Consider the following 24,654-nt stretch of genomic DNA (forward strand, 5'->3'; position numbering starts at 1 on the left):
GCTCCGGACGGGCCGCCCGCGCTACTGGCTGATCTTGCGCGCCTCTTCGACCTGGTACTCGAAATAGCGCTGAAAGCCGAAGGCCAGGCTGCCCATGAAGGCGACCGTGCCCATCAGGAGGGCGGCCACCACGGCGCCGATGGTGAGCCAGTTCGTGGCGCCGGCCACCGCATCCGGCGGCAGTTCCGGGTTGAACCAGCGATTCCATTTCTCGCGGTCGCTCAGGGCATAGACGATGGCCGTGAGGCAACTGACGGCCACCGTCATGCCCAGCAGCGGGATCAGCAACCAAGAGAGCTTGTCGTCCTGTCCGTAGGTGAGCACGCGCTCCACGCCCCACCAGCCCAGCGCGGCCGGCACCGGGTGCAGCCAGCCGATCCAGTCGCCCAGGCCGCGCAGGTAGAAGCGGTGCAAGCCGAGCGTGCCGCCCAGCAGTGCGAGCCAGACGGCCAGTGTCTTGTTCTTGCCGGCCATCTTCAGGCGCCTTCGACCGGCGGGGTGCTGTCGCCCATGCCCAGGGACTTCTGCATCAGCACGATGTCGAGCCAGCGGTCGAACTTCCAGCCACAAGACTGCACCACGCCCACCATCTCGAAGCCCAGCGCCTTGTGCACGCCGATCGAGCCGGCGTTGGCCGAATCGCCGATCACGGCCATGACCTTGCGTGTGCCGGTGCGCTCGAGCACGGCCAGCAACTCGGCCAGCAGGGCGCGGCCCAGGCCCTTGCGGTGCGCGGCCGGATCCATGTAGATCGAATCCTCGACCGAGAACCGGTACGCCGGGCGCGGCTTGAACCAGTTGCCGTAGGCGAAGCCCAGCACCTGGCCACCGTCCTCGGCCACCAGCCAGGGCAGGCCCTTGGCAAGCACGTCGGCGCGCCGCGCCGCCATGTCGGCCGGGCTGGGGGGCGTGGTCTCGAAGGTGCCCGTGCCGTGCAGCACGTGGTGACCATAGATGCGGGCGATGGCGTCGAGGTCTTCGTCGCGGCTGGGGCGGATCAGGGGCATGGGAGGCAAAGGAAGGGGGTGGAGAAAGGCTGCGCTGGCGGGGCCATGAACGGGCTATAATCGCGGGTTTCGTGGCGTTTCGCTGGCCGGGTGGTCAGTCGTGTGTCTCAGGCGCTGCAGATAAGCGGATCGCAAGATCCGGTGAAGTACCGGTCCCGGTACCTCTCCACCCGAAGGATAAATCATGGTCGTCATCCGACTCTCCCGCGGCGGCGCTAAAGCCCGACCGTTCTACAACATCGTGGTTGCCGACAAGCGCAACCGCCGCGATGGCCGTTTCATCGAGCGCATCGGCTTCTACAACCCCCTGGCCCGCGGCGGTGAAGAGCCCCTGCGCATCGCCATGGACCGCCTGACCTACTGGACTGGCGTGGGCGCCACGCCGTCGGACACCGTCCAGCGCCTGGTCAAGCAGAACGCCGCCAAGGCCGCGGCCTGATCTCACCGCTTCGCCGGTGAACAGCCCCGCGTCCGGCGCCTTCAGGGCGTCGTCCCTGCCCGGCGATGCCGTCGAGCTGGGGCGCATACAGGACGCGTGGGGCATCAAGGGCTGGGTCCGCATCCTGCCCCACAGCGCCGACACCTCCGCGCTGCTCGCTTCAAGCGAATGGTTCCTGCAGCCCCCCGAAGCCCGCTTCGCGCGGGGCTTTTCGGCGTTTTCAGGCTGCGTGGGCGTCTCCGTGTCCGAGATCAAGCCGCACACCGACGGCCTGGTCGCCCAGCTGCAGGGCGTGGACGACCGCAACATGGCCGAAGCCCTCAGAGGCGTGCGCATCTACCTGCCACGCAGCGCCTTTCCCGCCACGCCCGAGGGTGAGTACTACTGGGTCGACCTGATCGGCCTGGACGTGGTCAACCGCGAAGGCGTGCACCTGGGCGTGGTGCGCGACCTCATGCCCACCGGCCCGACCTCGGTGCTGGTGCTCGAATACGCCGAGGCGGTGGACGGCGCCGAGCAGACGGCCGAACGCATGATCCCCTTCGTCGACGCCTACGTCGACAACGTGGACACCGTCGCACGCCGGATCACGGTGGACTGGCAACCGGACTACTAGTCCACCGATGCGCTTCGACGTCATCACCCTGTTTCCCGAACTGTTTGCGCCGTTCCTGCAGCACGGCATCAACCGCCGTGCCTTCGAGTCCGGCCAGGTGGCCGTGCATCTGTGGAACCCGCGCGACTTCGCCGATGGCAACTACCGGCGGGTGGACGACCGCCCGTTCGGCGGTGGCCCGGGCATGGTGATGATGGCCGAGCCGCTGTGGCAGTGCCTGCAGGCGGTCCGGGCCGCCCGTGCCGAACCCGACGCCGGGCGCGCTCCGGTGGTGCTGTTCTCGCCGATCGGCCAGCCGCTGGACCATGCCGGCGTCGAGCGGTGGTCGCACGGCCCAGGGGCGGTGCTCGTCTGCGGGCGCTACGAAGGCATCGACCAGCGTTTCATCGACAGCTGCGTCGATCAGCAGATCAGCCTGGGAGACTTCGTGCTCTCTGGCGGCGAGATTGCCGCCATGGCGCTGCTCGACGCGGTGGCGCGGCTGCAGCCTGGCGTGCTGGGCGACGAGGGCAGCCACCAGCAGGACAGCTTCAACCCAGCGCTCGACGGCCTGCTCGACAGCCCGCACTTCACCCGTCCCGAGCAATGGCAGGGCCCGAACGGCCCGATGCCGGTGCCCGAGGTGCTGCTGGGCGGTCACCATGAGCGCATCGCCCGCCACCGGCGTGAACAGAGCCTGCTGCTCACGGCGCAGCGTCGCCCCGACCTGCTGGCCCGGGCAAAGGCGCAGGGTGTGCTGGACGCGGCGGACGTGGCTTTCCTGCGTTCGCAGGGCTTGCTATAATCCAAGGCTTTTCGATCCTCTGACCGGCCGCCGCGACCGGGCCAGCCCGCAGTCCCGCCAGGGACTGGACGGGGCCCCTGCCGGATTCGCGGCCTTTAGTGCAGCGCGGGCATGATCGACAAAACAGGAAATCATGAACCTCATCCAGACCCTTGAGCAGGAAGAAATTGCTCGCCTCGGCAAAGTGATCCCGCCGTTCGCCCCTGGCGACACCGTGATCGTCAGCGTCAACGTGATCGAAGGCACGCGCAAGCGCGTGCAGGCCTACGAAGGCGTGGTGGTGGCCCGTCGCAACCGCGGCCTGAACTCCAGCTTCATCGTGCGCAAGATCTCCAACGGCGAAGGCGTGGAGCGCACCTTCCCGCTGTACAGCCCGCTGATCGCCAAGATCGAAGTCAAGCGCCGTGGTGACGTGCGCCGTGCCAAGCTGTACTACCTGCGCGAGCGCAGCGGCAAGTCGGCCCGCATCAAGGAAAAGCTGGGCGCCAAGGCCGCTTGAAGCCTCGCTTCACGCTGCCCCTGAAAAAGCCGCTCCCCGGAGCGGCTTTTTTGCGTCCGGCCCTCCCGCGGCGCGGGTCGCGGCCGGTCGCTATGCTCTTGCCCACATGACCCAGCTCCTGCCCGCCTTTGACCCCCGCCTCGTGCCCATCGTGGCCGACGAGGACGACGAGATGCTGCAACCCGCGCAGGCGCAGCGCCTCACGGCCACCGGCTTGCGCGCGCTCTTCGCCTGCCCGCCGGTGTGGACGCCCGAACTGCGCCGCGAGCCGAAGTTTGCCGACCGCGCGCCCGCCGATGCCGCCGTGCTGCTGCCGCTGGTGATGCGCGAGGAACTCACGCTGATCCTCACGCAGCGCACCGCGCACCTGTCCACCCACTCCGGTCAGATCGCCCTGCCGGGTGGCCGGATCGACCCGGAGGACGCCGACGCGACGGCCGCGGCACTGCGCGAGGCGCACGAGGAAATCGGTCTGGCACCCGAGCGGGTGGAGGTGCTGGGCACGCTGCCGGTGTACGTCACGGGTACCTCCTTCAGCGTCACGCCGGTGGTGGGGCTGGTGCAGCCGGGTTTTGAACTGGTGCCCAACCCGCACGAGGTGGACGACGTGTTCGAAGTGCCCCTGGCCTACCTGATGAACCCGCTGCACCACCGCCGCCACGCGCTGGCGTTCGAAGGCGTGGTGCGGCAGTGGTATTCGATGCCCTACCAGGACGGCGATCGCGAGCGCTTCATCTGGGGCGCCACAGCCGGCATGCTGCGCAACTTCTACCGCCTGCTCAGTGCCTGAGCCGACCATGCCCGCCACTATGATGGCGCCATGAGTTTCTTCGCCATCCTCGTTGCCCTGCTGCTGGAGCAGGCGCGCCCACTGGCATTTGACAACCCGGTACATGCCGGGCTGCGTGGCTGGGCGCGCACCGTGCGGCGCAACCTCGATGCCGGGCAGTCGTCGCATGGCTGGGTCGCGTGGTCGCTGGCCGTCGGGGTCCCCGCGGCGGTCGCGGGCCTGGTGTACGCGGGCCTGGCGCAGTTCAGTTCGGTGCTGGCGTTTGCCTGGGTGGTCGCCATCCTCTACGTCACCCTCGGGTTCCGCCAGTTCAGCCACCACTTCAGCGAGATCCGGCAGGCGCTGGACGAAGGCAACGAGCTGCTCGCCCGCGAGAAGCTCGCCCGCTGGCTGCGGGTGGACGCCTCCAGCCTGCCGCGCGCGGAGCTGCTGCGCCAGGTGATCGAGCAGTCGGTGCTGGCCGCGCACCGCCACGTGTTCGGCGTGCTGGTGTGTTTCGTGGTGTTCTGGGCACTGGGCATGGGGCCGGCGGGCGCGGTGTTCTACCGGCTGGCCGAATACCTCTCGCGCAACTGGCGTGCGCGGCCCGACGGCACGCCCAGCCTGGGCTTGCAGCACGCCGCCGCGCGGGCCTGGGCCTGGGTGGACCACGTGCCGGCGCGTGCCACGGCGCTGGGCTTTGCCGTGGTCGGCAACTTCGAGGAAGCGCTGGCCAGCTGGCGTGGCGATGCCGAACGCTTCGCGCCCGGCAGCGATGGCGTCGTACTGGCGGCCACTTCGGGCGCGCTCAATGTGCGCCTTGCACCGCAGCCCGACGCATTGGCCTTGCCGGAAGAGGGCGACCCGGGCCACCGGCCCGAACCCCAGCTGGCCCATCTGGGCAGTGTCGTGGGCCTGGTGTGGCGTTCGGTGGTGCTGTGGATGCTGCTGCTCGCGCTGCTGACGCTGGCAGGTCTGTGAGCGTCAATAGCGGCGTTTGTCGGACAACTCCGCGAACAACTCCCGGTACAGGCGGTAACGGTTCTCGCTGATGGCGAGAGCGTCGGCGTCGGGCGCGCTGGCGTCGCCCGTCTGCACATGGGCCACCACGGCGCAGCCCGGTTCGTGCAGGTGGGTGCAGTTGTAGAACCGGCAGTCCCCCAGCGTGGCGTTGAGGTCGGGCATGAGGTGGGCGAGTTGCATGGGCTCGATATGGTTCAGGCCAAACTCCTGGAATCCCGGTGAATCGATCAAGGCGGTCTGGCGCGCCGCGTCGACCCAGTACCAGGTGGTGCTGGTGGTGGTGTGCTTGCCCGAATTGAGCGCGCGCGAGATCTCGCCCGTTTGCGCGCGCGCTTCCGGCACGAGCCGGTTCACCAGCGTGCTCTTGCCCACCCCGGACGGACCGAGCACCAGCGTGCGCCGGCCCGTCAGGCGCTCCTGCAGGGCCGCCAGGCCGTCGTCCGCGCCATCGCCGGCCTTCAGGCGCAGCGGCAGTACCGCGCAGCCCATGCGCCGATAGGGCGCCAACCGTGCCCAGGCGCGGTCGAAGGCGGGCTGCAGGTCGCTCTTGTTGAGCACGATCAGCACGTCGATGCGCTCGGCCTGCGCCGCGATCAGCGCGCGCGTGAGCTGGCTTTCCGAAAACTCCGGGTCGGCCGCGACGAGCACCAGCACCTGGTCCAGGTTGGCGGCGAACGACTTGGTGCGCATCTCGTCCTGCCGGTAGAACAGGTTGCGCCGCTCGTCCACGCGCTCGATGCTGCCTTCGTCGCCGGTGACCTGCCACTGCACGCTGTCGCCGACCACCACGGCGTTCTTCTTGCCGCGCGGGTGGCAGATGCGGCGTGTGCCGTCGGGACTTTCCACGAGGCAGTGGCGCCCGTGGGCGGCCACCACCAGCCCGGGTTGCAGGCCCTCGGCGCCCATCAATCCTTCTGCAGTGCGTCGACCGCGGCCGCGCAGTGGATATCGCTGACCGAAATGCCGCCCACGTCGTGCGTGTTGAAGCGCACCGTGCAGCGGCTGTAGCTCACCGCCAGGTCGGGGTGGTGGTCTTCGCGGTGCGCGATCCAGGCCAGCGCGTTCACGAAGGCCATGGTCGCGTGGTAATTGGCAAAGGTGTAGGTCTTCTCCAGCGCGCCGTCGATCAGCTTCCAGCCCTGGGCGTCGTCGCCGTTGAGCTGGGTGAGCCGGGTGACGATTTCCGTGGCGGAGAGGGCGCGGCGGTTCTGGTGGATCGGGTTCATGGGTGCGGTGGTGGTTCGGTCAGGCAGCGGCTTGCAGGCGCGCCAGGCGCTCGCTGGCCGGCGGGTGGGAGTAGTAGAAGCGCGCAAACACCGGGTCGGGCGTGAGCGTGCTGGCGTTGTCCTTGTAGAGCTTGAGCAGCGCGCTGGCCAGGTCGCTTCCGCTGGTGTGCGCGACCGCATAGGCATCGGCCTCGAACTCGTGCTTGCGCGAGAGCTGCGCCATCAGGGGCGAGAGGAAGAAGGTGAACAGCGGCACGACCATCATGAACAGCAGCAGGGCGAGCGCGTCGTTGGGTGTGTCCATCGAGGGCGTCACGCCCAGGCCACTGTAGAACCAGGCCTGGCTCGAAACCCAGCCCAGCAGCGCGAAGCCACCCAGGCTCAGTGCGAACAGCAGCACGATGCGCTGCAGGATGTGGCGGCGCTTGTAGTGGCCGAGTTCGTGCGCGAGCACGGCGTCGATCTCGTCCGGGCTCAGTTGCCTGAGCAGGGTGTCGAAGAACACCACGCGCTTGGCCGCACCAAAGCCGGTGAAGTAGGCATTGGCGTGCGCGCTGCGCTTGCTGCCGTCCATCACGAACAGGCCCTTGGCGGCAAAGCCGCAGCGCTGCATCAGCGCGTTCACGCGGGTCTTGAGCGTCTCGTCCGACAGCGGCTCGAACTTGTTGAACAGCGGCGCGATCACGGTCGGGTAGAGCACCAGCGCAAGCAGGTTGAAGACCATCCACACACCCCAGGCCCAGAGCCACCAGGCCGGGCCGGCCGCGCCCATGAGCCACAGCACCAGTGCCGCGATCGGCAGGCCGATCAGTGCACCGACCAGCGTGCCCTTGACCAGATCGCCCAGCCACAGCGACAGCGTCATCTTGTTGAAGCCGAATCGCTCCTCGATGCGGAAGGTGGCATACCAGCCCAGGGGCAGCGTGATCAGCCCGCCGATGGCCACGAAGGCCGCGATCAATGCGAGTTGCTGCACCAGACCGCCGCCCAGCGCACCCAGCAGCGTCTGGTTGAGCCAGTCCAGCCCGCCGAGCAGCGTCCAGCCCAGCAGCAGCGCGGCGTCCAGCGAGGTCTCCAGCAGGCCGAAGCGGGTCTTGGTGAGGGTGTAGTCGGCCGCCTTCTGGTGGGCCTCGATCGAAATCGTGTCACTGAAAGCCGCCGGCACCGCGCCCCGGTGGCGCGCCACATGGCGGATCTGGCGGCTGGCGAGCACGGTGCGCACGACCAGGCCCAGCACCAGCAGGGCGCAGAAGAGGGCGGTGAAGGCAAGCGAGACAGTATCCATGGGGCCGAGTCTATCGAAGACGGCCACGGCGACCCGTTGTCAGGGCCATGTGGCGGATCGGCGAAAATCCCCGCCATGACCTCTGCCAACCCCACGGCCACCGCCGCCGCGGCGACGCCCGCCACCGACACCCCCCCCACCTCCCTTGCCAAGAGCGACCAGAACCTGGTCTGGCTCGACTGCGAGATGAGTGGCCTGGACCCCGAGAAGGAGCGCCTGCTGGAGATCGCGGTGGTGATCACCGGTCCGCAGCTCACGCCGCGCGTTGAGGGGCCGGTGGTCGTGCTCCACCAGAGTGACGCGCTGCTGAACGCCATGGACGCCTGGAACAAGGGCACCCACGGCAAGAGCGGGCTGATCGACAAGGTCAAGGCCAGCACGGTGGACGAGGAAGCGGCGCAATCCGAATTGCTGGCCTTCATCGGGAAGTACGTGCCGAAGAACGCCTCGCCCATGTGCGGCAACACCATCAGCCAGGACCGGCGCTTCCTGGTGAAGTACATGCCGAAGCTGGAGGCGTATTTCCACTACCGCTGCCTGGACGTGAGCACGCTCAAGGAGCTGGCCAGGCGCTGGCGGCCCGAGGTGTACGACGCGTTCAAGAAGCACCAGAAGCACACCGCGCTGGCCGACGTGCACGAATCCATCGACGAGCTCGAGCACTACCGCACCCACTTCCTGCGCTGAGCCCGCGTCGGGTCCCACCCGGGTTGGGGCCGTGGGCGCATGCCAGAATCGTGACAATTCCGTGATACCCGTATGACAAAAAAATCCCGCTCCCGCTTCATCACGAAGAACCAGGAAGTGCTTCAGCTGGGCACCGCGTTGCTGTTTCTGCTGCTGGTGGGCGTGTATGCCTCGTTCACGGGCGCCTCCACGGTGGGCCTGACCTCCTCCGCGGTGTGGCTGCTGATCGTGGCCGCCGCCGTGGGCGCCTACATGGCCATGAACATTGGCGCCAACGACGTCGCCAACAACATGGGCCCGTCGGTGGGTTCCGGGGCCCTGACCATGGGCTGGGCCATCGTGGTGGCCGCGGTGTTCGAGGCGCTGGGCGCCATCGTGGCCGGTGGCGACGTGGTGGGCACCATCAAGGGCGGCATCATCGACCCCGGCCAGATCGGCGACCCGGCGCTGTTCGCCTGGGTCATGTTTTCCGCGCTGCTGGCCGGCGCCCTGTGGCTCAACCTGGCCACTGCGCTGGGCGCGCCGGTGTCCACCACCCATTCCATCATCGGCGCGGTCATGGGCGCGGGCATCGCCGCCGGCGGCTGGGGGCTGGTCAACTGGGGCACCATCGGCGCCATCGTGCTCAGCTGGGTGGTCTCGCCGCTTCTGGGCGGCGCACTGGCCGCGGCTTTCCTGTACCTGATCAAGCGCAGCGTCACCTACCGCAGCGACAAGACCGAAGCCGCCAGCCGCGTGGTGCCGGTGCTGATCGCGATGATGGTCTGGGCCTACACCACCTACATGCTGCTCAAGGGCCTGAGCCAGATGGTGAAGGTGGGTTTCCCGCTCGCCCTTCTGGCGGGCGCGGCCGTGGCCGCCGTGGTGTGGTGGCTCATCCGCAAGCCGATCGCGCGCGCCGCCATGCGCCAGCACAACAGCAAGGACGGCGTCAACCGCCTGTTCACCTGGCCGCTGATCTGCTCCGCCGCGCTGCTGAGCTTTGCGCACGGCGCCAACGACGTGGCCAACGCCATCGGGCCGCTGGCCGCGATTTACGAAGCCGTCAAGGAAGGCGCGATTGCCACCAAGGCCGGCACGCCGCTGTGGATCATGGTGCTGGGCGCGCTGGGCCTGTCGATCGGCCTGGCGCTCTATGGCGCGCGCCTCATCCGCACCGTGGGCAAGGAAATCACCGAACTGGACAACATGCGCGCCTACTCCATCGCCATGTCGGCCACGCTCACCGTGATCATCGCGTCGCAGCTGGGCATGCCGGTGTCGACCACCCACATCTCCATCGGTGCGGTGTTCGGCGTGGGCTTCCTGCGCGAACTTCTCAAGGTGAACTACGCCAAGATGGAAGCGGTGGTGTTCGCCGGCCACCAGGGCGCCGACCGCGACGAAGTCGAGGCCTACCTGAACCGCTTCGAGGCCGCCGAAGTCAGCGAGAAGAAGCGCATGCTCGCCGACATGAAGCGCCGCGCCAAGCAGCGCGAAGCGGCTGAAACCGCCATGGGTGCGGTGTTCGCCAAGAAGGAACAGAAGGCCTTCCGCAAGGCCTACAAGAAGGAAATCGTCAAGCGCTCGGTGGTCATGCGCATCGTGGCCGCCTGGATCATCACCGTGCCCGCCACGGCGGTGGTGGCGGCCGTGCTGTTCCACATCGTTCGCGCGGTGCTCAGCTGAGACAGCAGAAAGATTCAGGGTTTTCCCTGAATCTGTGCCATAATCGCGGGCTTCGCAGGCAACTGCGATGATTTGTGCATCTGCCTCACACACCAGGCCCCCCGCTTTGCAGGATGGGGCCTTCGCTCCCGGCGTCACGCTCCCTCATCTGTGACCCATGGCGCGTCGATCGTTTGATGGTTGATGTTTTGTAACCACGAACGGATCCGACGCCCCCCGGAGCTGCCACCTTGCCAGGTCGGCCGTTCCCTCAGCGTTTGCATTCGATCAGTTGCGCCCACTGGCGCATGGACGAACATGAGCGACTCTTTTGAAGACCGCGGCGACTTCTCGCCCGAAACCCTGTCTGTCGATACCGAAGCGGACACCGCCACCCCCGTGGCCGTCACCCCGGCCGAGCCCAATGGCTTCGAGCTGATGGGCCTGGCGCGCGAGCTGGTGCAGGCTTGCGCCGACCTCGGCTACGTGCAGCCCACCCCCGTGCAGAAGAACGTGATCCCCAAGGCCCTGCAGGTCTCGGGCGAGCAGCGCTTTGCCGACCTGATGGTCTCCAGCCAGACGGGCAGCGGCAAGACCGCCGCCTTCCTGCTGCCCGTGCTGCACACCCTGCTGCAGCAGCGCGCCGAAGCCGACGCCAAGGAGCGCGCCGCGCGCGAACAGGCCGTCGCCGATGCCCTGGCGCGTGGCGAAGCCCCGCCGAAGGCCCCCAAGCGCAAGGACCCGACCAGCCCGCGCAACTTCAAGGCCGCCACGCCCGGCGCCCTGATCCTGTGCCCCACGCGCGAGCTCGCGCAGCAGGTGGCCAACGACGCCATCGACCTCGTGCGCCACTGCCGTGGCCTGCGCATTGCCAACGTGGTTGGCGGCATGCCCTACCAGTTGCAGATCGCCCGCCTGCAGAACGCCGACCTCGTCGTCGCCACGCCCGGGCGTCTGCTGGACCTGCAGCGCTCGCAGCAGCTCAAGCTAGACCGCGTGCAGTTCCTCGTCGTCGACGAAGCCGACCGCATGCTCGACCTGGGTTTCTCCGACGACCTGGCCGAAGTCAACGAACTGACCAGCCAGCGCGGCCAGACCATGATGTTCAGCGCCACCTTCGCGCCGCGCATCCAGCAACTCGCCATGCGCGTGATGCACGACAACGGCAAGCACGTGCAGAAGGTGCAGATCGATTCGCCGCAGGAACAGCACGCCAACATCAGGCAGGTGCTGTTCTGGGCCGACACCGCCGACCACAAGCGCAAGCTGCTGGACCACTGGCTGCGCGACACCTCCATCAACCAGGCCGTGGTGTTCTGCAGCACACAGATTGAATGCGACGGCCTCGCCACCGACCTGCAGCAGGCCGGCTTCGCCGCCGTCGCGCTGCACGGCGCGCTCAGCCAGGGGCTGCGCAATCGCCGCCTGATGGCGCTGCGCAATGGTCAGGTGCAGATCCTGGTGGCGACCGACGTCGCCGCGCGCGGCATCGACGTGCCCACCATCACCCACGTCTTCAACTTCGGCTTGCCGATGAAGGCCGAGGACTACACCCACCGCATCGGCCGCACCGGCCGCGCCGGCCGCGACGGCCTGGCCGTGACCTTCGCGGAATTCCGCGACCGCCGCAAGATCGGCGACATCGAGGCCTACACGCGCCAGCGCATCAACGTCGAGACCGTGCCCGGCCTCGAGCCGCGCCAGCGCGCACCGCAAGCCGAGACCTTCGGCCGCGGCCGCCCGCCGGGCCGCCCCGGTGGCTATGCCGACCGCAGCGGTTTCAACGACCGCCGCAGCGGCCCCGGCCCGCGTGGCCCGCGCTTCGAAGGCCGTCCGGAAGGTGGTCGCCCCGAAGGTGGCGGCCGCTTCGACGCACCCCGCGTCGACCGCAGCCGACCCGAATCGCGCTTTGACCCGCGCTTCGAAGGCCGTGCCGATCCGCGCAGCGAACAAGGCCGCTTTGACAACCACCGCGGCGGCGACTTCCGTGGCGGCGACAACCGCGGCTTCGGCGGCGGCGACCGTGGCGCACCGGCGCGCAAGCCGGGCGGCTTCTCCAGCTTTGGCCGCAGCGACAAGGGCGGCGAACAGCGCGGCGGCTTCAGCGACCGTGGCAACGCAGAACGCGGCGCCCTGCGCGGCGGCGAATTCGCCCCGCGCCGCAATGAAGGCGGCCCGTCCCGCCCGATGGCGCGCCGCGCGCCGCGCTGAGCCCTTTCAGCTCCCCACAGAAAACCAGGCCGTGAGGCCTGGTTTTTTTTCGTGCTGGGGAAGATCACCTTCTCCAACAGCCCGGCGCGGTCCGCGCCCTTGGCCTGGCGTGCAGCGCAAGCGTTTCCCGCGCTCTTGCCTCTCCGTGGAGTCACATGATTGTGGCCGACTGCTCTCGGAGCAGACGGCTTCGCGTCAGTCAGTTGGTGGTGGTCGTCGACAACTGGATCACGCGAAGCCCAGGAACCCTGGCGGTCTTCAAGGTTGGCGTTGTGCAGTAGGGCACAGCTGGAGCAGCAAAATCGATGCCAGCGGCATTCTTGCCTGTTGCCTACCCGTTCGGCAGCTTAGTTTGTATGAACCCGCGAGTGTGTCTATCTCCAGACTCCCTGAACTGACGGCGTTTCACTGCTCTGCAAAGCAGCGTGACAGCGCCCTTGTTCTGCGGGATTTGATGCACTAGCATGGCACACGCTGGAAAGATCGAATATCAACATATCAAAGGCATCACATGCATCTAGGGCGGTTTCATTCAGCTGTTCAGGAGCTCACGGACTATTTCACGGACATTGAGACTGACCGGAGGTTGGGAGAAGCACTCTCTCAAATTCAGACATTTGCATCGAGCAAGGATGTCTCGCACTTAACTGCCTTCCGCGAGAAGATGCATGAATTTGCGAACAAGGTTGAGACGACTCCTAGCTCTTTCTTGCTACCTTCCGTATTGGCGCTGCACCATAACCTTCACGTCGACGAATTCGTGGGAGAGAGGTTAGCGCAGCGGATACGCGGCACCATGGCCGCTCCAGGAATGCTTCCAGAGGAAGTTGTTGATGCTGTCAACAAGCTCAGAACAGAGTTCTCGGCGGTTGCCACGCAAGTCAGCGAGATTTCAAGTCGTATGAGGGAGAGAGGGGTCGAACTCACCTCACTCGATGCTTCAGATGCCGAATTTGGCATTGCGTTCTCCCCCGATTTAGTGGGAGCAACGGCTAAGGATCTTCTCTTCGAGGTAGGGCATCTCAATCGACTTTTCATGTGCACTAATGAACTATTGGGACGCGGCACTGAGTCTCCGAGAATTCGTACTATTGCAGCGAGTTGGTGGCAGTTCTTCTTCGAACTCGACGCCGCGCAAGTCGCGCTATGGACAGTGGCCCTTGAGCGAATTATCCAACTCATCAAGTCCGGCTATGAAATCAAGAAAATCAAACAGGACTTGGAGAGCAAGCAAGATCTCATCCCTACAAATTTCATTCCGGAGCTTGAGGAGAAAATACTGACCTTATTCAAGACAGGGGTCGCACAACTTGCAGTGGAACTGAAAGAGTCTTGTCAGTACCAAGGCGAGCAAGGACGCGGGAACGAACTGGAAGTTCAGTTGAAGCAGGAGTTGCTTCATTTGGTTCGGCGCGTAAATGGTGGTGCGGTCTTGGAAATTCGTCTGGGTTTGCCAAATTCTCCGCAAGACCACCCGGAAGAAACAGAAGCTGAGTCGCCTGAGGGTCTCCTACGGTCTGAGCAAGTTGAACGCATCGCAGCGGTTACTCAACTCAACGCGAAATTGGCAAGTCTCTCAAACGTCACGGCGCAACTGGAGATGCGGGAAGATCTACTGCTGGAGGCGCCAGTAGATGAAGCAGAATCGCCTGAGGCAAGTTCATCGTGAAGTTGCTATGTGTGATCCAGAGGCAATTTGGCCGCACGCTCCCCCACCACCTCACACCTCAAGTGACCCACTGGAAAACCCAGCAAATGCTCAAAGCCTCCGGCTGGCCGCTCGCCCCGGAGCTGCTGGCCGCGCCCGGTGCCGACTTCAACGCCCGGCTGGAGGGCGGCCTGGTGCCGCTGCACTGGGCGTGCACCGAGGGCAAGGCCGGCGTGTTGAAGTACATGCTGGAGCACGGTGCCAATGTGCTGGACGCGGCGGACGGGCCGGTCAGTGTGGCGGGGCGCACGCCGCTGTACATGGCCATCCACTCGGGCAACTTCCAGACCGTGATGCTGGTGATCGACCAGCTCAAGGCCATCGGCGCGCCGCCGGCGGACGAGGCGCTGAAGAAGCGGCTGACGGGTGCCTTCAGCAAGAGCCATGCGGATGCGAAGAACCGGTTGGCGCAGACGCTGAAGGACTGGGACCGCTTGGGCAAGAGGGCGCCACCGCCGCCACCCACGGCGTCTTGACGGCGCGGGTGAGCGAGCAGCAGGCGCTCACATCGGTGGCGAATTGAGGTCACCCATCGGTCAGAGGGAGCACCTTTCAGGCGGCACGTGATGCCCGACGCTACTTTGTCGCATGGCCTCCCCCCGTTCCCAAAGGTCCTGTCCCTGTGGGCGCTGCCCCGGTAGAACCGGCCGCCGCCGCAACCGTGCAAGAACCGCCTTGGGGCGCCTGCACGGCTTGCAGGGCGGTGGACCGGTACCCGATGGCCACCGGTCGGTCAAAGATGCGCCGCATGTTGATGGTGGCGCTGCGCCCCTGTTCATAGGCGAAGGTGACGCCCGGAACATTGTTCCGGGCTTCGAGGATCTTCACCACGCCCTGCGTCACGGCGTCGATCTGCGCCTGACTGCCAGCAACGCCGGTCGAGGCCTGGCCGGTGGAGGCCCCTGCGCCGGTGGACGGGGTTGCCGGAAGGTCTGTCGCGTCTGAGCCCTGCCGGTCGCGTGCAAGGCTGAGCGCAATGGCCCGTTTGCTGGAGATGCTGACGTCGATCGCGCGCGTGTAGAAGACCTCGTGCACCAGAACCGGCACGCCGGTCTCCTGGTTCTGGCCAGTGACCGACTTCACCAGTTTGCACAGCGATGCGCTCTTGGCTTGCGGAATCGCCCCCATGGCTGTTTCCACCGGCACACCGTAGGACTCGGCCACCGGTATCGAAATCGAGGCCTCCTCCACGTCGTCGAGCGAAATGCCGAACGGCGTGAACATGCCCTGGACGGGGAGGATGGCGCCGAGCGAGGCCCGGTCGATGCTGACGCTGAGAAAGTCCGGAAAACCCACGACCCGCGTTCTGTTCGCCGAGCCCGTCGTGAAGAGGTCGTCCCGGCCTTCAATGGCGCCCGTGCCGGCCGGCGTGAAGTCGATGCGGGTGGTGCCTTGGGCGTCGATGGATACCTTGCCGGCGGTCGGGGTGGTCTTGGGAAAGTCAGGCCGCGCCTCGTAGTGCGCCTTCGCCGCCCTCATCACTTCAGGCACGTAGCCGAGGTGCACCGGCAGGGGCAGGTAGTCCTGCTTCGCCTGGGGTTGGCAGTAGGCCCGCGCATCCGTTGACGCAACAGTGGTCAGCCAGTAGACGTCCCCCACCTGCACATCTTCACGCGGCGGGAAGATGGGGGCGATCTGCATCTCCCTCATCTTGCAGCTCCAGTCCCGTGCCAGCTGTCCAGGGCCGAACGTGTTGGCGCAACCGGACAGCACGGTGGCCCCGATCAGCAGAAGCGTGAGAGAAGAGGTGGGATGCTGGACCATGGTTCCTCCTTTGATGGGACTGGGAGCCTGAGTGTGGTGTCGCCGGAACCCGATGAACATCTGCCGTGTGGGGGGTGTCGTGCGTGCACGCACCCTCCACATGGGGGAGGCGGCAACGGCAGGCGGGTGTGAACACCCGGCCTGATCTGGCATCCTCTGGGCACGACGCGCGGGGACAGGCCCCGGGCGTGCCAACCAGCGGAGCACTCCTACCATGTCACTGAAGGGAACAGCCTGCCTGGCCATGTGGTGGGACATGGCCGCCGAGATGCGGTCCGAGTTCGAGCACTGGCACACGCACGAACACTTTTCCGAGCGGCTGGCCATTGCCGGCTTCGAGCGCGCCACGCGCTGGACCGACGCCAAGGGCGGCGAGGGCGTGTTCGTGATGTACGAGCTGGCCGACTGGGAGACGCTGGCCTCGCCGGCCTACCTGGCCGCCTTGAACGCGCCGTCGCCGTGGTCCATGCGCATGATGCCGCACCACCGCCACATGGTGCGCAGCCAGTGCCGCGTGCTGGAGAGCCGGGGCGCGGCCGTGGCGCGGCAGGCGCTCACGGTGCGGCTCTCGCCGGCCGACGGCCTGGCCGACGCGCTGCGCGCCGCCCTGAAGGCGCGTGCCGCCGAACTGGTGGTGCAGCCCGGGCTGGCGGGCATGCACCTGCTGCGGCACCAGGCGCCGGCCATTGCCGAGACCACCGAACAGAAGATCCGCGGCGGCGCCGACCAGGGCGCGGACTGGGTGCTGGTGGTCTGCGGCTACGAGGCGGCCGAACTCGACGCGCTCGCGCAGACGCAGTTCGACGACGCCTCATTGCAGGCGCTGGGTGCGCGCCCGGGCGCGGTGCGGGGCCGCTACGCGCTCTCGCTCTCGGCCGTCACCGGCGACATGCAGTAGGCCGCCCTCGCGGCGCGGCGGTTCACCCGCCCCGGCGCTGCATGCCGCCCGGCATGCCTTCCATGCACTTCGCCGGGTCCATGCCCTCGTGCATGGTTTTCATGTGCTGGTTCATCAGGGCCTGCCGCTCTTCGGGCGTCCTGGCGTTCTTCATCTGCTCGTGAAAGGCCCGCATCTCGGGTGTGGGCTGCATGTGCCCTTGCATGCGGCCATGCATGCCGCCCTGCATGTGTCCCTGCCCGTGGCCCTGCATGCCATGCGGTGTACCGTCCGGCGATGCGGCCGCGGCGTGGTGGGCGGCGTGTCCGCCCGCGCGGGTCGTCGCTCCGGCACCGGCGCAGGCGGTGAGCAGGGCGGCGGCGGACACGGCCAGAAGGGTGTAGAGAGGTCTCATCGGTGGCTCCTTGTGTTGCAGGTGCCGGTTGGGTGCAGTTACCAGGCCTTTGGTTCCGGCCCGGGTCGGCGAACTCGTGCGGAGTTGACGCGGGTCAACGAGCGGCGCTTCACGGCGTGCCATGGGGAACTTTTGCCCCGCGCAGCCTCAGCGCGTTGCCGATCACCGACGCCGAGCTCAGGCTCATGGCCAGCGCCGCGATCATGGGCGAGAGCAGCCAGCCGGTGAACGGGTACAGCAGGCCCGCGGCCAGGGGAATGCCCAGCGCGTTGTAGACGAACGCAAACGCCAGGTTCTGCTTCATGTTGGCCACCGTGTCCTCCGACAGGGAGCGGGCCACGGCGATGCCGCGCAGGTCGCCCTTGATCAGCGTGAGCTGCGCGCTGTTCATCGCCACGTCGGTGCCGGTGCCCATGGCAATGCCGACATTGGCGCGCGCCAGCGCCGGCGCGTCGTTGATGCCGTCGCCGGCCATGGCCACCACGCGGCCTTCTGCCTGGAGCTTCTCGACGAGCGCGAGCTTGTCGGCCGGCTTCACTTCGCCGTGGACTTCGTCGATGCCCAGGCGCTCACCGACCGAACGCGCGGTCGTCAGCCCATCGCCCGTGGCCATGATCACGCGGATGTGCGCCTCGCGCAGCGATGCCAGCGCTTCGGCCGTGGTGGCCTTGACCGGGTCCGACACGGCCAGCAGGCCGGCCAGCGCCTTGTCCACCGCCAGATGCATGACGCTGGCGCCGCGCGCGCGCAGGGCCTCGGCCTCGTGCGCCAGGGGCGACACGTCCACGCCGATCTGCTGCATCAGCGCCGCATTGCCCAGGGCCAGCGACTTCGATTCCACCACGCCCTTCACGCCGATGCCGGAGGCCGAGTCGAAGCGCTCCGGCGCCACCAGGGCCAGCCCCTGTTCCTTTGCGGCGGCCACGATCGCGGCGGCCAGCGGGTGTTCGCTGCCCTGGTCGAGGCTGGCGGCGAGTCGCAGGACCTCGTCTTCGGAGAAGTGCCCCTGGCCCACGGCGCGGTCGAAGCGCGGACGCCCCTCGGTCAGGGTGCCGGTCTTGTCGACGATGAGCGTGTCGACCTTGCGAAGGTTCTCGATGGCGGCGGCGTCGCGAAACAGCACGCCGCGCGTGGCGCCGCGCCCGGTGGCCACCATGATGGACATGGGCGTGGCCAGCCCCAGCGCACAGGGGCAGGCGATGATCAGCACGGCCACCGCGTTGATGAGCGCGTACACCCAGCTGGGTTCGGGGCCGAACAGCCCCCAGCCGAAGAAGGTGAGCAGCGCCGCCACCACCACGCCGACGACGAAGTAGCCCGCCACCTGGTCGGCCATGCGCTGCATGGGCGCGCGCGAGCGCTGCGCCAGAGCCACCATCTGAACGATCTGCGACAACACCGTGCCCGAGCCCACGCGTTCGGAGCGCATCACCAGGGCGCCGCTGGTGTTGAGCGTGGCGCCGATCAGCGGGTCGCCAACGCGCTTGCTCACCGGCAGTGGCTCGCCGGTGAGCATGGATTCGTCCACCGCGCTGCTGCCTTCGACCACGGTGCCGTCGGTGGGCACCTTCTCGCCCGGGCGCACGCGCAGCAGGTCGCCCACATGCACGTGGGCCAGCGGCACATCTTCTTCCTGCCCGTCGGCCGTGATGCGCCGCGCGGTCCTGGGCGCCAGGCCCAGCAGCGAGCGGATCGCCGCCGAGGTCTGCGAGCGCGCCTTGAGTTCCAGCAACTGCCCCAGCAAGGTGAGCGAGATGATCACCGCCGCGGCTTCGAAATACACCGCCACCCGCCCCATCGAGACGAACGACTCGGGGAACACCTGCGGCGCCAGCGTGGCCACCACGCTGTAGACGAACGCCGAACCCGTGCCCAGGCTGATCAGCGTCCACATGTTGGGGCTGCGGTTCACCACCGACTGCGCGCCGCGCACGAAGAAGGGCCAGCCCGCCCACAGCACGATGGGCGCGGTCAGCACCAGTTCGATCCAGCTTTGCGTGGCCATGTCGAACCAGCCGAGGTCGTGGCCGAACATGGCCAGCACCGTGACCACGATGCTCAGCGGCAGCGTCCACCAGAAGCGGCGCTGGAAGTCCGCCAGTTCGGGGTTGTCGTCCGCTTCCGCCGTCGGCATGAGCGGCTCCAGCGCCATGCCGCACTTGGGGCAGTTGCCCGGGTGGTCCTGCCGGATCTCCGGGTGCATGGGGCAGGTGTAGACCGTGCCCGCCGGGTCCTTGCCGCCGGTGGAAGCTGCCGGGGCCTGGCCGTGCACGTGGTGGTGGTGGTCGTGGGTGGCGGCTGCGCCGATGTTCATGGGAGTGGGGGTCATGGGTCGCTCCGTGGGTGCGAGGTTTGTTGGGCACAGCTTGCGCTTTGACACCGTGGGAAGGTCAACACCCGGGCCGGGTCTCGACGAACGGTCGTCAGGCGGGCCGATAGCCGGCTTCGTTGAGCGCCTCCACGTGTGTGGGGGGTATCCGACAGACGGGGTGCGATGCCGCACCGTCGACACCGGCACGCGCGTTTTTGTGGCAATGTAAGCAAAGGTGTCGTCCGCAGGGGACAGGGCGCCCCACCACTTCACCGAGCATGCAGCGATCCTCACCCGCCAGACGTATTGCAAAGGGAGACCATTCCGGGTTTGCGGGCCGGGCGGGGTGGTGGCTGTGCGGTCTGGCCCTGGCCTGGGCGACGGTCTGTCCCGTGGCCGGGGCACAAACCCCTTTGCGGTATGGCGGCGACGCGGCGTTTGCGCCCTTCGAATCGCTCGATGCCGATGGACAGGCCAAGGGCTTCCAGATCGACCTGATGAAGGCGGTGGGGCGCGAGCTGGGGGTCGAGGTGTCGGTCAGCCTGCAGCCCTGGCCGGCCACGGTGGAAGCCTTCAAGGCGCAGCGCGTGGATGTGATCGCGATGGTGGAGACCAGCGAGCGGCGCGCGTACGCGAGTTTCCTCAAGGGCCATGCGGCACCGGCCTTTGCCGTGTACCTGCCTGCGGGGCAGCCAGCGCCGCGAGCCCTGCAGGATCTGCAAGGCTCGCGCATCGCCGTGCTGGACCACGAACCCATGCGCGAGAGCCTGGGCAAATGGCTCTCCGGCATCGACGCCACCTACGAGCGCGCGCGCGACGCGCGATCGGCCTTGCGGCTGGTGCAACTGGGGCTGGCCGACATGGCCTTGCTGCCCCGCGCCTATGCCGATCCCGTGATGGCGTCTGGCGACGTCAGCGGACTCGTCGCGGGTCTGACCAACTTTCGCCTGCAAACCTATTCCCTGGCGGTGGTGCGCGACAACGAGGCCTTGCGCCAGCGTCTGCAGGGCGCGCTTGATCGGCTGGAGGCCGATGGCACCTTGCCGGCGCTGCGCAACCGCTGGCTCAACGAAGAGCCCGTCAGCGCCGAACAGGTGGCGATGGCGCGCGATCTGGCGCGGCAACGCCAGTGGACGTGGTGGGTCGCCGCGGGTGGCGCGCTGCTGCTGTTGCTGGCGGCCTTCGCCCTGCGCCAGCGCAGCCTGGCCGTGGCCACCGAGCGCGCGCGGCGCGAGGCGGCCGAGCGTTCGCTGCGCCGCTCCGAGGAATTGCTGGAGCACACCTTCCAGCGAAACCCCGAACCGATGCTGGTGGTGGACCACCACAGCGGCCTGGTGCAGGACGCCAACCCGGCGGTGGCCGCGCTGCTGGGCCTGTCCGAAAGCGAGGTGGTGGGCCAGCCCCTGCGGGCGCTGGCGCACCACATTGGCCTGGACGTGCTCAAGCGCATGGCGCGGGCCATCGACCGCGACGGGATGCTGGACGCGCTGCCCGTGACGGTGACCCGTGCCGGTGGCCAGCCGGTTGCGTGCCTGATCAGCGCCGACAAACTGCGTGTGGGCGAACTCACCATCGTGTTGTGCATCGTGCGCGACGTGACGGAGCGCCTGGCGCGGGACCCCGCGTTCCGCGAGGGCTACCAGACCCTGTTCGACGCCAACGCGCAAGCGCGGGACGATGCGCCGGATTCGGTGCCACCCGGCGACGCCGGCGAGGACCGCCTGCGCGAGTTCACGCGCGCGGTGGCGCACGACCTGCGCGCGCCGCTGATGGCCATCCAGGGATTCATGGGGCTGATGCGCGAGCGCCTGAAACTGGGCCACACGGAAGAGGCGCTGGAGTACAGCGACCAGGTGGAAAAGGCCACGCAGCGCATGAACTCGATGATCGAGGCACTGTGCAACCTGGCGCAGATCGACCGGCATCCGCTCCAGCGCAGCGCCATCGACATGCAGGCCCTCGCGACAGACACCTGGACCCTGGTGCGCAGCGGCGACGCCGAGCGGCGCGTCGAGATCGTGTTCGATCCCTTGCCACCCGCGCAGGGCGACCCCGATCTGGTGGCGCAGGTGTGGCAGAACCTGCTGCACAACGCCTGGAAATACACCGCCCGGGTGCCGCAGGCGCGCATCCGCGTCGACTGTTTTCAGGAAGGGCAGCGCACCTGGTACCGCGTCTCGGACAATGGCGCGGGCTTTGACATGGCGAAGGCCGGCCATCTGTTCCAGCCGTTTCGCCGCATGCACCTGGCGTCCCAGTACGAAGGCAGCGGCATCGGGCTGAGCCTGGTGCAACGCATCGTGCGCCACCACGGCGGCGAGGTGCGCGTGCGCAGCCAGGTCGGCGTGGGCACCGTCGCGGAGTTCACGCTCGCGCCAGCGGCCTGACCGGGCGGGCGCACCCGCGGTGCGCGGGGCGCCGCGGCCCGAACGGGTGTTTGTCTGACAGACCGCGCGGCGCTGGCGGCCTAGCATGCAGCATGCAGGTGCTGACCGTGAACATCCACAAGGGCTTCGACATTTTCAACAACCGCTCGGTGCTGCACGAGCTGCGCGCGGCCGTGCGCGTGGTGGGCAGCGACGTGGTGTTCCTGCAGGAGGTGCAGGGCGCGAGCGGGCCCAGTGGCGCGCAGTACGAGTTTCTGGCCGACGAGATCTGGCCCGAGCACGCCTACGGCCGCAATGCGGTGGCCGAGGGGCAGGACCATGGCAACGCCGTGCTCTCGCGCTACCCGGTGCTGCGCAGCGAGAACCACGACCTGTCCGTTCCCGGCGCCGAGCCGCGCGGCCTGCTGCACTGCGTGCTGGCCGTGCCGGGCGTGGGCACCGACCTGCACGTGATGTGCACGCACCTGGGGCTGCGCGAAGCCCACCGCCGCCGGCAGCTGGCCAGACTGAGCGATACCGTGAGCCGGCACGTGCCCGACGACGCGCCGCTGGTGGTGGCCGGTGACTTCAATGACTGGCGCGGGCGCGCCGACGAACAGCTCGCCACCAGCGGCCTGCGTGAAGTGTTCCGCGAGTCGCACGGCCACCATGCGCGCAGCTTTCCCTCGCGCTGGCCCATGCTGCGGCTGGACCGCATCTATGTGCGGGGCGTGAAGTTCGCCTTGCCCGTGCCCATGGCGCGCCGGCCCTGGGACCGCCTGTCCGACCACGCGCCGCTGGCCGCCGACATCCTGCTGCGGGAGGGCACGCCATGAATTCGCACTGGGTCCCGGGCAACCGCATCACCCTGCTGGAAAACGGCGAGGGCTACTACCCGCGCGTGTTCGAGGCCATTGCGGCCGCGAAGAAGGAAGTGCTGCTGGAGACCTTCATCCTGTTCGACGACAAGGTCGGGCGCGAACTGCAGCAGGCCCTGCTGAGCGCCGCCGGGCGCGGCGCCGAGGTGCACGTGCTGGTCGACGGCTGGGGGTCTCCGGACCTGCCCGCGTCGTTCACGCAGCCGCTGCTCGATGCGGGCGTGCACCTGCGCAGCTTCGAGCCGGCGCAGCGCCTGTTCGGCGCGCGCATCAACCTGCTGCGCCGCATGCACCACAAGCTGGTGGTGGTGGACGGCCAGCGCGCCTTCGTGGGCGGCATCAACTATTCGATCGATCATCTGGCCGAGCACGGCCCGCAGGCCAAGCAGGACTACGCGGTCGAGATCGAGGGACCGCTCGTGGGCCAGGTGCAGGCCTTCTGCCGCGCCAACGTCGAGGCGCCACAGCCGGCGCGCGGGCAGTGGTTGCGGCGCTGGCGCGCCGGCCTGCGCCGCAGGGACCTCGCCGGCCCGGCCGGCGAGGGTGCCCTGGCCGCCTTCGTCACCCGCGACAACCACACGCACCGCACCGACATCGAGCGCCACTACCGCGCCGCGATCCGCAGCGCGCGCCAGCGCATCCTGATCGCCAACGCCTACTTCTTTCCCGGCTACCGCCTGCTGCGCGACCTGCGCCGCGCCGCGCGGCGCGGCGTGCAGGTCGACCTGCTGCTGCAGGGCCGCCCGGACATGCCGTGGGTCAAGCGCGCCAGCGAGCTGCTGTACCGGCACCTGATGCGCGCGGGGGTGCGCATCCACGAATACACCGAGCGGCCGTTGCACGGCAAGGTGGCGGTGGTGGACGACCGCTGGGCCACGGTGGGTTCGAGCAACCTGGACCCGACCAGCCTGAGTCTGAATCTGGAGGCCAACGTGGTGGTGCGCGACGAAGCCTTCGCGCGCCACCTGCGCGAGCGGCTCGATGAACTGCTTGACACCTGCTGCGACCGCGTGGAATTGCCCACGCCGGGCCGGCTGCAGTCGGCCTGGATCGTGCTGCGCAGCCTGGTGGTGTTTCATGCGCTGCGCCGTTTTCCGGACTGGACGCGACAGACCACCTGGCGCGCGCCGCGCGTGGTGCCGATGCAGCCGGAGCAACAGCCATGAGCGCGACGGGAGGTCTCGCACACCAGGCCTGGCGCTGGTTCAGGCGCGTGGCGCCCTGGGCGCTGGCGGTGCTGGTGCTCACGCTGGTGGCGCAGCAGGCGCGCACGGTGGACTGGTCCGCGGTTCGCACGGCGCTGCAGGAACTCTCCATGGCCAGGCTGGTGCTGGCGGTCGCGATGGCGGTTGTCGGCCATGGGGTCTATGCCGGCTTCGACCTGGTGGGCCGCCATCTCACGGGCCACGGCCTGTCGGTGCCGCGCACGCTGGGCACGGCGGCCATCAGCTACGTCTTCAACCTCAACTTCGGCGCGCTGGTGGGTGGCTTCGCGATGCGCCTGCGGCTGTACACCCGCCGGGGTCTGAAGGCGTCGGTGGTGGCGAAGGTGATCGCGCACAGCATGGTGACCAACTGGCTCGGCTACCTGTGGGTGGCGGGCGCGGTGTTGCTGTGGTCGCCACCGCAGTTGCCGGGCGACTGGGCGCTGAGCGATGCCGTGCTGCGCGGCCTCGGTGCGGCGATGGTGGTGCTCGCCGGCGTCTACGTGGCGCTGTGTGGCGTCTCGCGCGAACGCACGCTGCGCTGGCGCGACCACGAACTGCCGCTGCCCGGTGGCCGGCTGGCGCTGGCACAGGCCGCCACGGGCGGTTCGAGCTGGATGCTCATGGGCGGCATCGTGTGGCTGCTGTTTGAAGGACGCATCGATTACCCCGTGGTGCTGGGTGCGTTGTTGATGGCCGCCGTCGCTGGCGTCATCACGCACGTGCCCGCGGGCCTGGGCGTGCTGGAGGCGGTGTTCGTGGCCGCGCTCTCGGGCCAGCTGGCATCGGCCGAAGTGCTCGCGGTGGTACTGGCCTACCGCGCTATCTACTACCTGCTGCCACTGGCCATCGCGCTGCCGGCCTATGCGTGGACGGAGGCGGTGGCGCGGCAGCCGGCGGGAGCGCGGGCTTGAGGAGGCAGGCGTTGCCGCGCGTT

24 protein-coding genes are annotated in these 24,654 nt (G+C 68.0%); 16 read left to right on the forward strand and 8 right to left on the reverse strand.

From position 1 onward, the window contains the following. Positions 1-21 precede the first annotated feature (21 nt). Complete coding sequence (locus AB7P10_RS01895; RefSeq protein ID WP_428292133.1) at positions 22-474, reverse strand: hypothetical protein; 453 nt, start codon at positions 472-474, stop codon at positions 22-24. A gap of 2 nt (positions 475-476) precedes the next feature. Further along, positions 477-1,007 (reverse strand): N-acetyltransferase family protein, encoded by a 531-nt coding sequence (locus tag AB7P10_RS01900; protein ID WP_428292134.1) that lies wholly within the window; start codon positions 1,005-1,007, stop codon positions 477-479. Between the two features lie 184 nt (positions 1,008-1,191). On the opposite strand from AB7P10_RS01900, the gene rpsP reads away from it, so the two are divergent. From rpsP to AB7P10_RS01930, 6 genes are all read left to right on the forward strand, one after another. Continuing rightward, positions 1,192-1,446: a 30S ribosomal protein S16 gene (rpsP, locus tag AB7P10_RS01905; RefSeq protein WP_428292135.1), complete on the forward strand. Its 255-nt coding sequence runs from the start codon at positions 1,192-1,194 to the stop codon at positions 1,444-1,446. Between the two features lie 16 nt (positions 1,447-1,462). Further along, a complete protein-coding gene (gene rimM / locus AB7P10_RS01910; RefSeq protein WP_428292136.1) occupies positions 1,463-2,062 on the forward strand; it encodes a ribosome maturation factor RimM in 600 nt (199 codons plus the stop codon). Positions 2,063-2,069: 7 nt separating this feature from the next. After that, on the forward strand, positions 2,070-2,846 hold the full coding sequence (trmD, locus tag AB7P10_RS01915) for a tRNA (guanosine(37)-N1)-methyltransferase TrmD (RefSeq protein WP_428292137.1): 777 nt from the start codon (positions 2,070-2,072) through the stop codon (positions 2,844-2,846). A gap of 133 nt (positions 2,847-2,979) precedes the next feature. Beyond that, entirely contained in the window at positions 2,980-3,345 is a 366-nt protein-coding gene (rplS, locus tag AB7P10_RS01920) for a 50S ribosomal protein L19 (protein WP_297655605.1), read from the forward strand. Between the two features lie 106 nt (positions 3,346-3,451). After that, complete coding sequence (locus AB7P10_RS01925; protein WP_428292138.1) at positions 3,452-4,135, forward strand: CoA pyrophosphatase; 684 nt, start codon at positions 3,452-3,454, stop codon at positions 4,133-4,135. A 30-nt stretch (positions 4,136-4,165) separates the two neighbouring features. Next, entirely contained in the window at positions 4,166-5,095 is a 930-nt protein-coding gene (locus AB7P10_RS01930) for a CobD/CbiB family protein (protein WP_428292139.1), read from the forward strand. Positions 5,096-5,098: 3 nt separating this feature from the next. On the opposite strand, the gene rsgA is transcribed toward AB7P10_RS01930, so the two are convergent. The 3 genes from rsgA to AB7P10_RS01945 are packed head-to-tail and all read right to left on the reverse strand — an operon-like array spanning position 5,099 to position 7,648. Further along, entirely contained in the window at positions 5,099-6,043 is a 945-nt protein-coding gene (rsgA, locus tag AB7P10_RS01935; RefSeq protein WP_428292140.1) for a ribosome small subunit-dependent GTPase A, read from the reverse strand. Beyond that, the gene (locus AB7P10_RS01940) at positions 6,043-6,363 is read right to left on the reverse strand and encodes a 4a-hydroxytetrahydrobiopterin dehydratase (protein WP_428292141.1); all 321 of its coding nucleotides are present in this window, start codon (positions 6,361-6,363) and stop codon (positions 6,043-6,045) included. Before AB7P10_RS01940 ends, rsgA begins: the two co-directional genes overlap by 1 nt. 19 nt (positions 6,364-6,382) lie before the next feature. Then, entirely contained in the window at positions 6,383-7,648 is a 1,266-nt protein-coding gene (locus tag AB7P10_RS01945) for a M48 family metallopeptidase (RefSeq protein ID WP_428292142.1), read from the reverse strand. A 75-nt stretch (positions 7,649-7,723) separates the two neighbouring features. Between AB7P10_RS01945 and orn the strand changes: the two genes are divergently transcribed. The 5 genes from orn (at position 7,724) to AB7P10_RS01970 (ending at position 14,377) form a co-directional block, all read left to right on the forward strand. Next, complete coding sequence (orn, locus tag AB7P10_RS01950) at positions 7,724-8,335, forward strand: oligoribonuclease (RefSeq protein ID WP_428292143.1); 612 nt, start codon at positions 7,724-7,726, stop codon at positions 8,333-8,335. Between the two features lie 72 nt (positions 8,336-8,407). Continuing rightward, the gene (locus AB7P10_RS01955; protein WP_428292144.1) at positions 8,408-10,003 is read left to right on the forward strand and encodes an inorganic phosphate transporter; all 1,596 of its coding nucleotides are present in this window, start codon (positions 8,408-8,410) and stop codon (positions 10,001-10,003) included. A gap of 297 nt (positions 10,004-10,300) precedes the next feature. Further along, positions 10,301-12,193, forward strand: a complete 1,893-nt coding sequence (locus tag AB7P10_RS01960) for a DEAD/DEAH box helicase (protein WP_428292145.1) — start codon at positions 10,301-10,303, stop codon at positions 12,191-12,193. Between the two features lie 586 nt (positions 12,194-12,779). Further along, a complete protein-coding gene (locus AB7P10_RS01965) occupies positions 12,780-13,862 on the forward strand; it encodes a hypothetical protein (RefSeq protein ID WP_428292146.1) in 1,083 nt (360 codons plus the stop codon). Between the two features lie 86 nt (positions 13,863-13,948). Then, positions 13,949-14,377: an ankyrin repeat domain-containing protein gene (locus AB7P10_RS01970; protein WP_428292147.1), complete on the forward strand. Its 429-nt coding sequence runs from the start codon at positions 13,949-13,951 to the stop codon at positions 14,375-14,377. 100 nt (positions 14,378-14,477) lie between these two features. Here the strand turns inward: AB7P10_RS01970 and AB7P10_RS01975 are convergent, their stop codons facing one another. Beyond that, on the reverse strand, positions 14,478-15,665 hold the full coding sequence (locus AB7P10_RS01975) for a hypothetical protein (RefSeq protein WP_428292148.1): 1,188 nt from the start codon (positions 15,663-15,665) through the stop codon (positions 14,478-14,480). Positions 15,666-15,879: 214 nt separating this feature from the next. Between AB7P10_RS01975 and AB7P10_RS01980 the strand changes: the two genes are divergently transcribed. After that, positions 15,880-16,563, forward strand: a complete 684-nt coding sequence (locus tag AB7P10_RS01980) for a hypothetical protein (protein WP_428292149.1) — start codon at positions 15,880-15,882, stop codon at positions 16,561-16,563. A gap of 22 nt (positions 16,564-16,585) precedes the next feature. Here AB7P10_RS01980 and AB7P10_RS01985 read toward each other — a convergent pair whose 3' ends face one another. Then, positions 16,586-16,957, reverse strand: a complete 372-nt coding sequence (locus AB7P10_RS01985) for a hypothetical protein (protein ID WP_428292150.1) — start codon at positions 16,955-16,957, stop codon at positions 16,586-16,588. A 109-nt stretch (positions 16,958-17,066) separates the two neighbouring features. Further along, positions 17,067-19,286 carry a copper-transporting P-type ATPase gene (locus AB7P10_RS01990; protein WP_428292151.1) on the reverse strand — a complete coding sequence of 740 codons (2,220 nt, stop codon included), beginning with the start codon at positions 19,284-19,286 and terminating at the stop codon, positions 17,067-17,069. Positions 19,287-19,660: 374 nt separating this feature from the next. Here AB7P10_RS01990 and AB7P10_RS01995 point away from each other — a divergent pair, with 374 nt between their 5' ends. The 4 genes from AB7P10_RS01995 to AB7P10_RS02010 all read left to right on the forward strand — a co-directional run bounded on the left by AB7P10_RS01995 (position 19,661) and on the right by AB7P10_RS02010 (position 24,631). Then, complete coding sequence (locus AB7P10_RS01995; RefSeq protein WP_428292152.1) at positions 19,661-21,655, forward strand: transporter substrate-binding domain-containing protein; 1,995 nt, start codon at positions 19,661-19,663, stop codon at positions 21,653-21,655. Between the two features lie 92 nt (positions 21,656-21,747). Then, positions 21,748-22,470: an endonuclease/exonuclease/phosphatase family protein gene (locus AB7P10_RS02000; protein ID WP_428292153.1), complete on the forward strand. Its 723-nt coding sequence runs from the start codon at positions 21,748-21,750 to the stop codon at positions 22,468-22,470. Next, entirely contained in the window at positions 22,467-23,678 is a 1,212-nt protein-coding gene (gene clsB / locus AB7P10_RS02005) for a cardiolipin synthase ClsB (protein WP_428292154.1), read from the forward strand. Before AB7P10_RS02000 ends, clsB begins: the two co-directional genes overlap by 4 nt. After that, positions 23,675-24,631: a lysylphosphatidylglycerol synthase domain-containing protein gene (locus tag AB7P10_RS02010; RefSeq protein ID WP_428292155.1), complete on the forward strand. Its 957-nt coding sequence runs from the start codon at positions 23,675-23,677 to the stop codon at positions 24,629-24,631. Before clsB ends, AB7P10_RS02010 begins: the two co-directional genes overlap by 4 nt. The last annotated feature ends 23 nt before the right edge of the window (positions 24,632-24,654 follow it).

This window comes from Hydrogenophaga sp. (assembly GCF_050182545.1).
In the GTDB taxonomy this organism is placed as follows: Bacteria; Pseudomonadota; Gammaproteobacteria; order Burkholderiales; family Burkholderiaceae_C; genus Hydrogenophaga.

Excerpts from the sequence above, each read along its gene's own strand:
- AB7P10_RS01895 (WP_428292133.1), bottom strand. The coding sequence starts at position 474 with ATGGCCGGCAAGAACAAGACACTGGCCGTCTGGCTCGCACTGCTGGGC.
- AB7P10_RS01900 (WP_428292134.1), bottom strand. The coding sequence starts at position 1,007 with ATGCCCCTGATCCGCCCCAGCCGCGACGAAGACCTCGACGCCATCGCC.
- rpsP (WP_428292135.1), top strand. The coding sequence starts at position 1,192 with ATGGTCGTCATCCGACTCTCCCGCGGCGGCGCTAAAGCCCGACCGTTC.
- trmD (WP_428292137.1), top strand. The coding sequence starts at position 2,070 with ATGCGCTTCGACGTCATCACCCTGTTTCCCGAACTGTTTGCGCCGTTC.
- rplS (WP_297655605.1), top strand. The coding sequence starts at position 2,980 with ATGAACCTCATCCAGACCCTTGAGCAGGAAGAAATTGCTCGCCTCGGC.
- AB7P10_RS01925 (WP_428292138.1), top strand. The coding sequence starts at position 3,452 with ATGACCCAGCTCCTGCCCGCCTTTGACCCCCGCCTCGTGCCCATCGTG.
- AB7P10_RS01930 (WP_428292139.1), top strand. The coding sequence starts at position 4,166 with ATGAGTTTCTTCGCCATCCTCGTTGCCCTGCTGCTGGAGCAGGCGCGC.
- rsgA (WP_428292140.1), bottom strand. The coding sequence starts at position 6,043 with ATGGGCGCCGAGGGCCTGCAACCCGGGCTGGTGGTGGCCGCCCACGGG.
- AB7P10_RS01940 (WP_428292141.1), bottom strand. The coding sequence starts at position 6,363 with ATGAACCCGATCCACCAGAACCGCCGCGCCCTCTCCGCCACGGAAATC.
- AB7P10_RS01945 (WP_428292142.1), bottom strand. The coding sequence starts at position 7,648 with ATGGATACTGTCTCGCTTGCCTTCACCGCCCTCTTCTGCGCCCTGCTG.
- orn (WP_428292143.1), top strand. The coding sequence starts at position 7,724 with ATGACCTCTGCCAACCCCACGGCCACCGCCGCCGCGGCGACGCCCGCC.
- AB7P10_RS01955 (WP_428292144.1), top strand. The coding sequence starts at position 8,408 with ATGACAAAAAAATCCCGCTCCCGCTTCATCACGAAGAACCAGGAAGTG.
- AB7P10_RS01960 (WP_428292145.1), top strand. The coding sequence starts at position 10,301 with ATGAGCGACTCTTTTGAAGACCGCGGCGACTTCTCGCCCGAAACCCTG.
- AB7P10_RS01970 (WP_428292147.1), top strand. The coding sequence starts at position 13,949 with ATGCTCAAAGCCTCCGGCTGGCCGCTCGCCCCGGAGCTGCTGGCCGCG.
- AB7P10_RS01975 (WP_428292148.1), bottom strand. The coding sequence starts at position 15,665 with ATGGTCCAGCATCCCACCTCTTCTCTCACGCTTCTGCTGATCGGGGCC.
- AB7P10_RS01980 (WP_428292149.1), top strand. The coding sequence starts at position 15,880 with ATGTCACTGAAGGGAACAGCCTGCCTGGCCATGTGGTGGGACATGGCC.
- AB7P10_RS01985 (WP_428292150.1), bottom strand. The coding sequence starts at position 16,957 with ATGAGACCTCTCTACACCCTTCTGGCCGTGTCCGCCGCCGCCCTGCTC.
- AB7P10_RS01990 (WP_428292151.1), bottom strand. The coding sequence starts at position 19,286 with ATGACCCCCACTCCCATGAACATCGGCGCAGCCGCCACCCACGACCAC.
- AB7P10_RS02000 (WP_428292153.1), top strand. The coding sequence starts at position 21,748 with ATGCAGGTGCTGACCGTGAACATCCACAAGGGCTTCGACATTTTCAAC.
- clsB (WP_428292154.1), top strand. The coding sequence starts at position 22,467 with ATGAATTCGCACTGGGTCCCGGGCAACCGCATCACCCTGCTGGAAAAC.
- AB7P10_RS02010 (WP_428292155.1), top strand. The coding sequence starts at position 23,675 with ATGAGCGCGACGGGAGGTCTCGCACACCAGGCCTGGCGCTGGTTCAGG.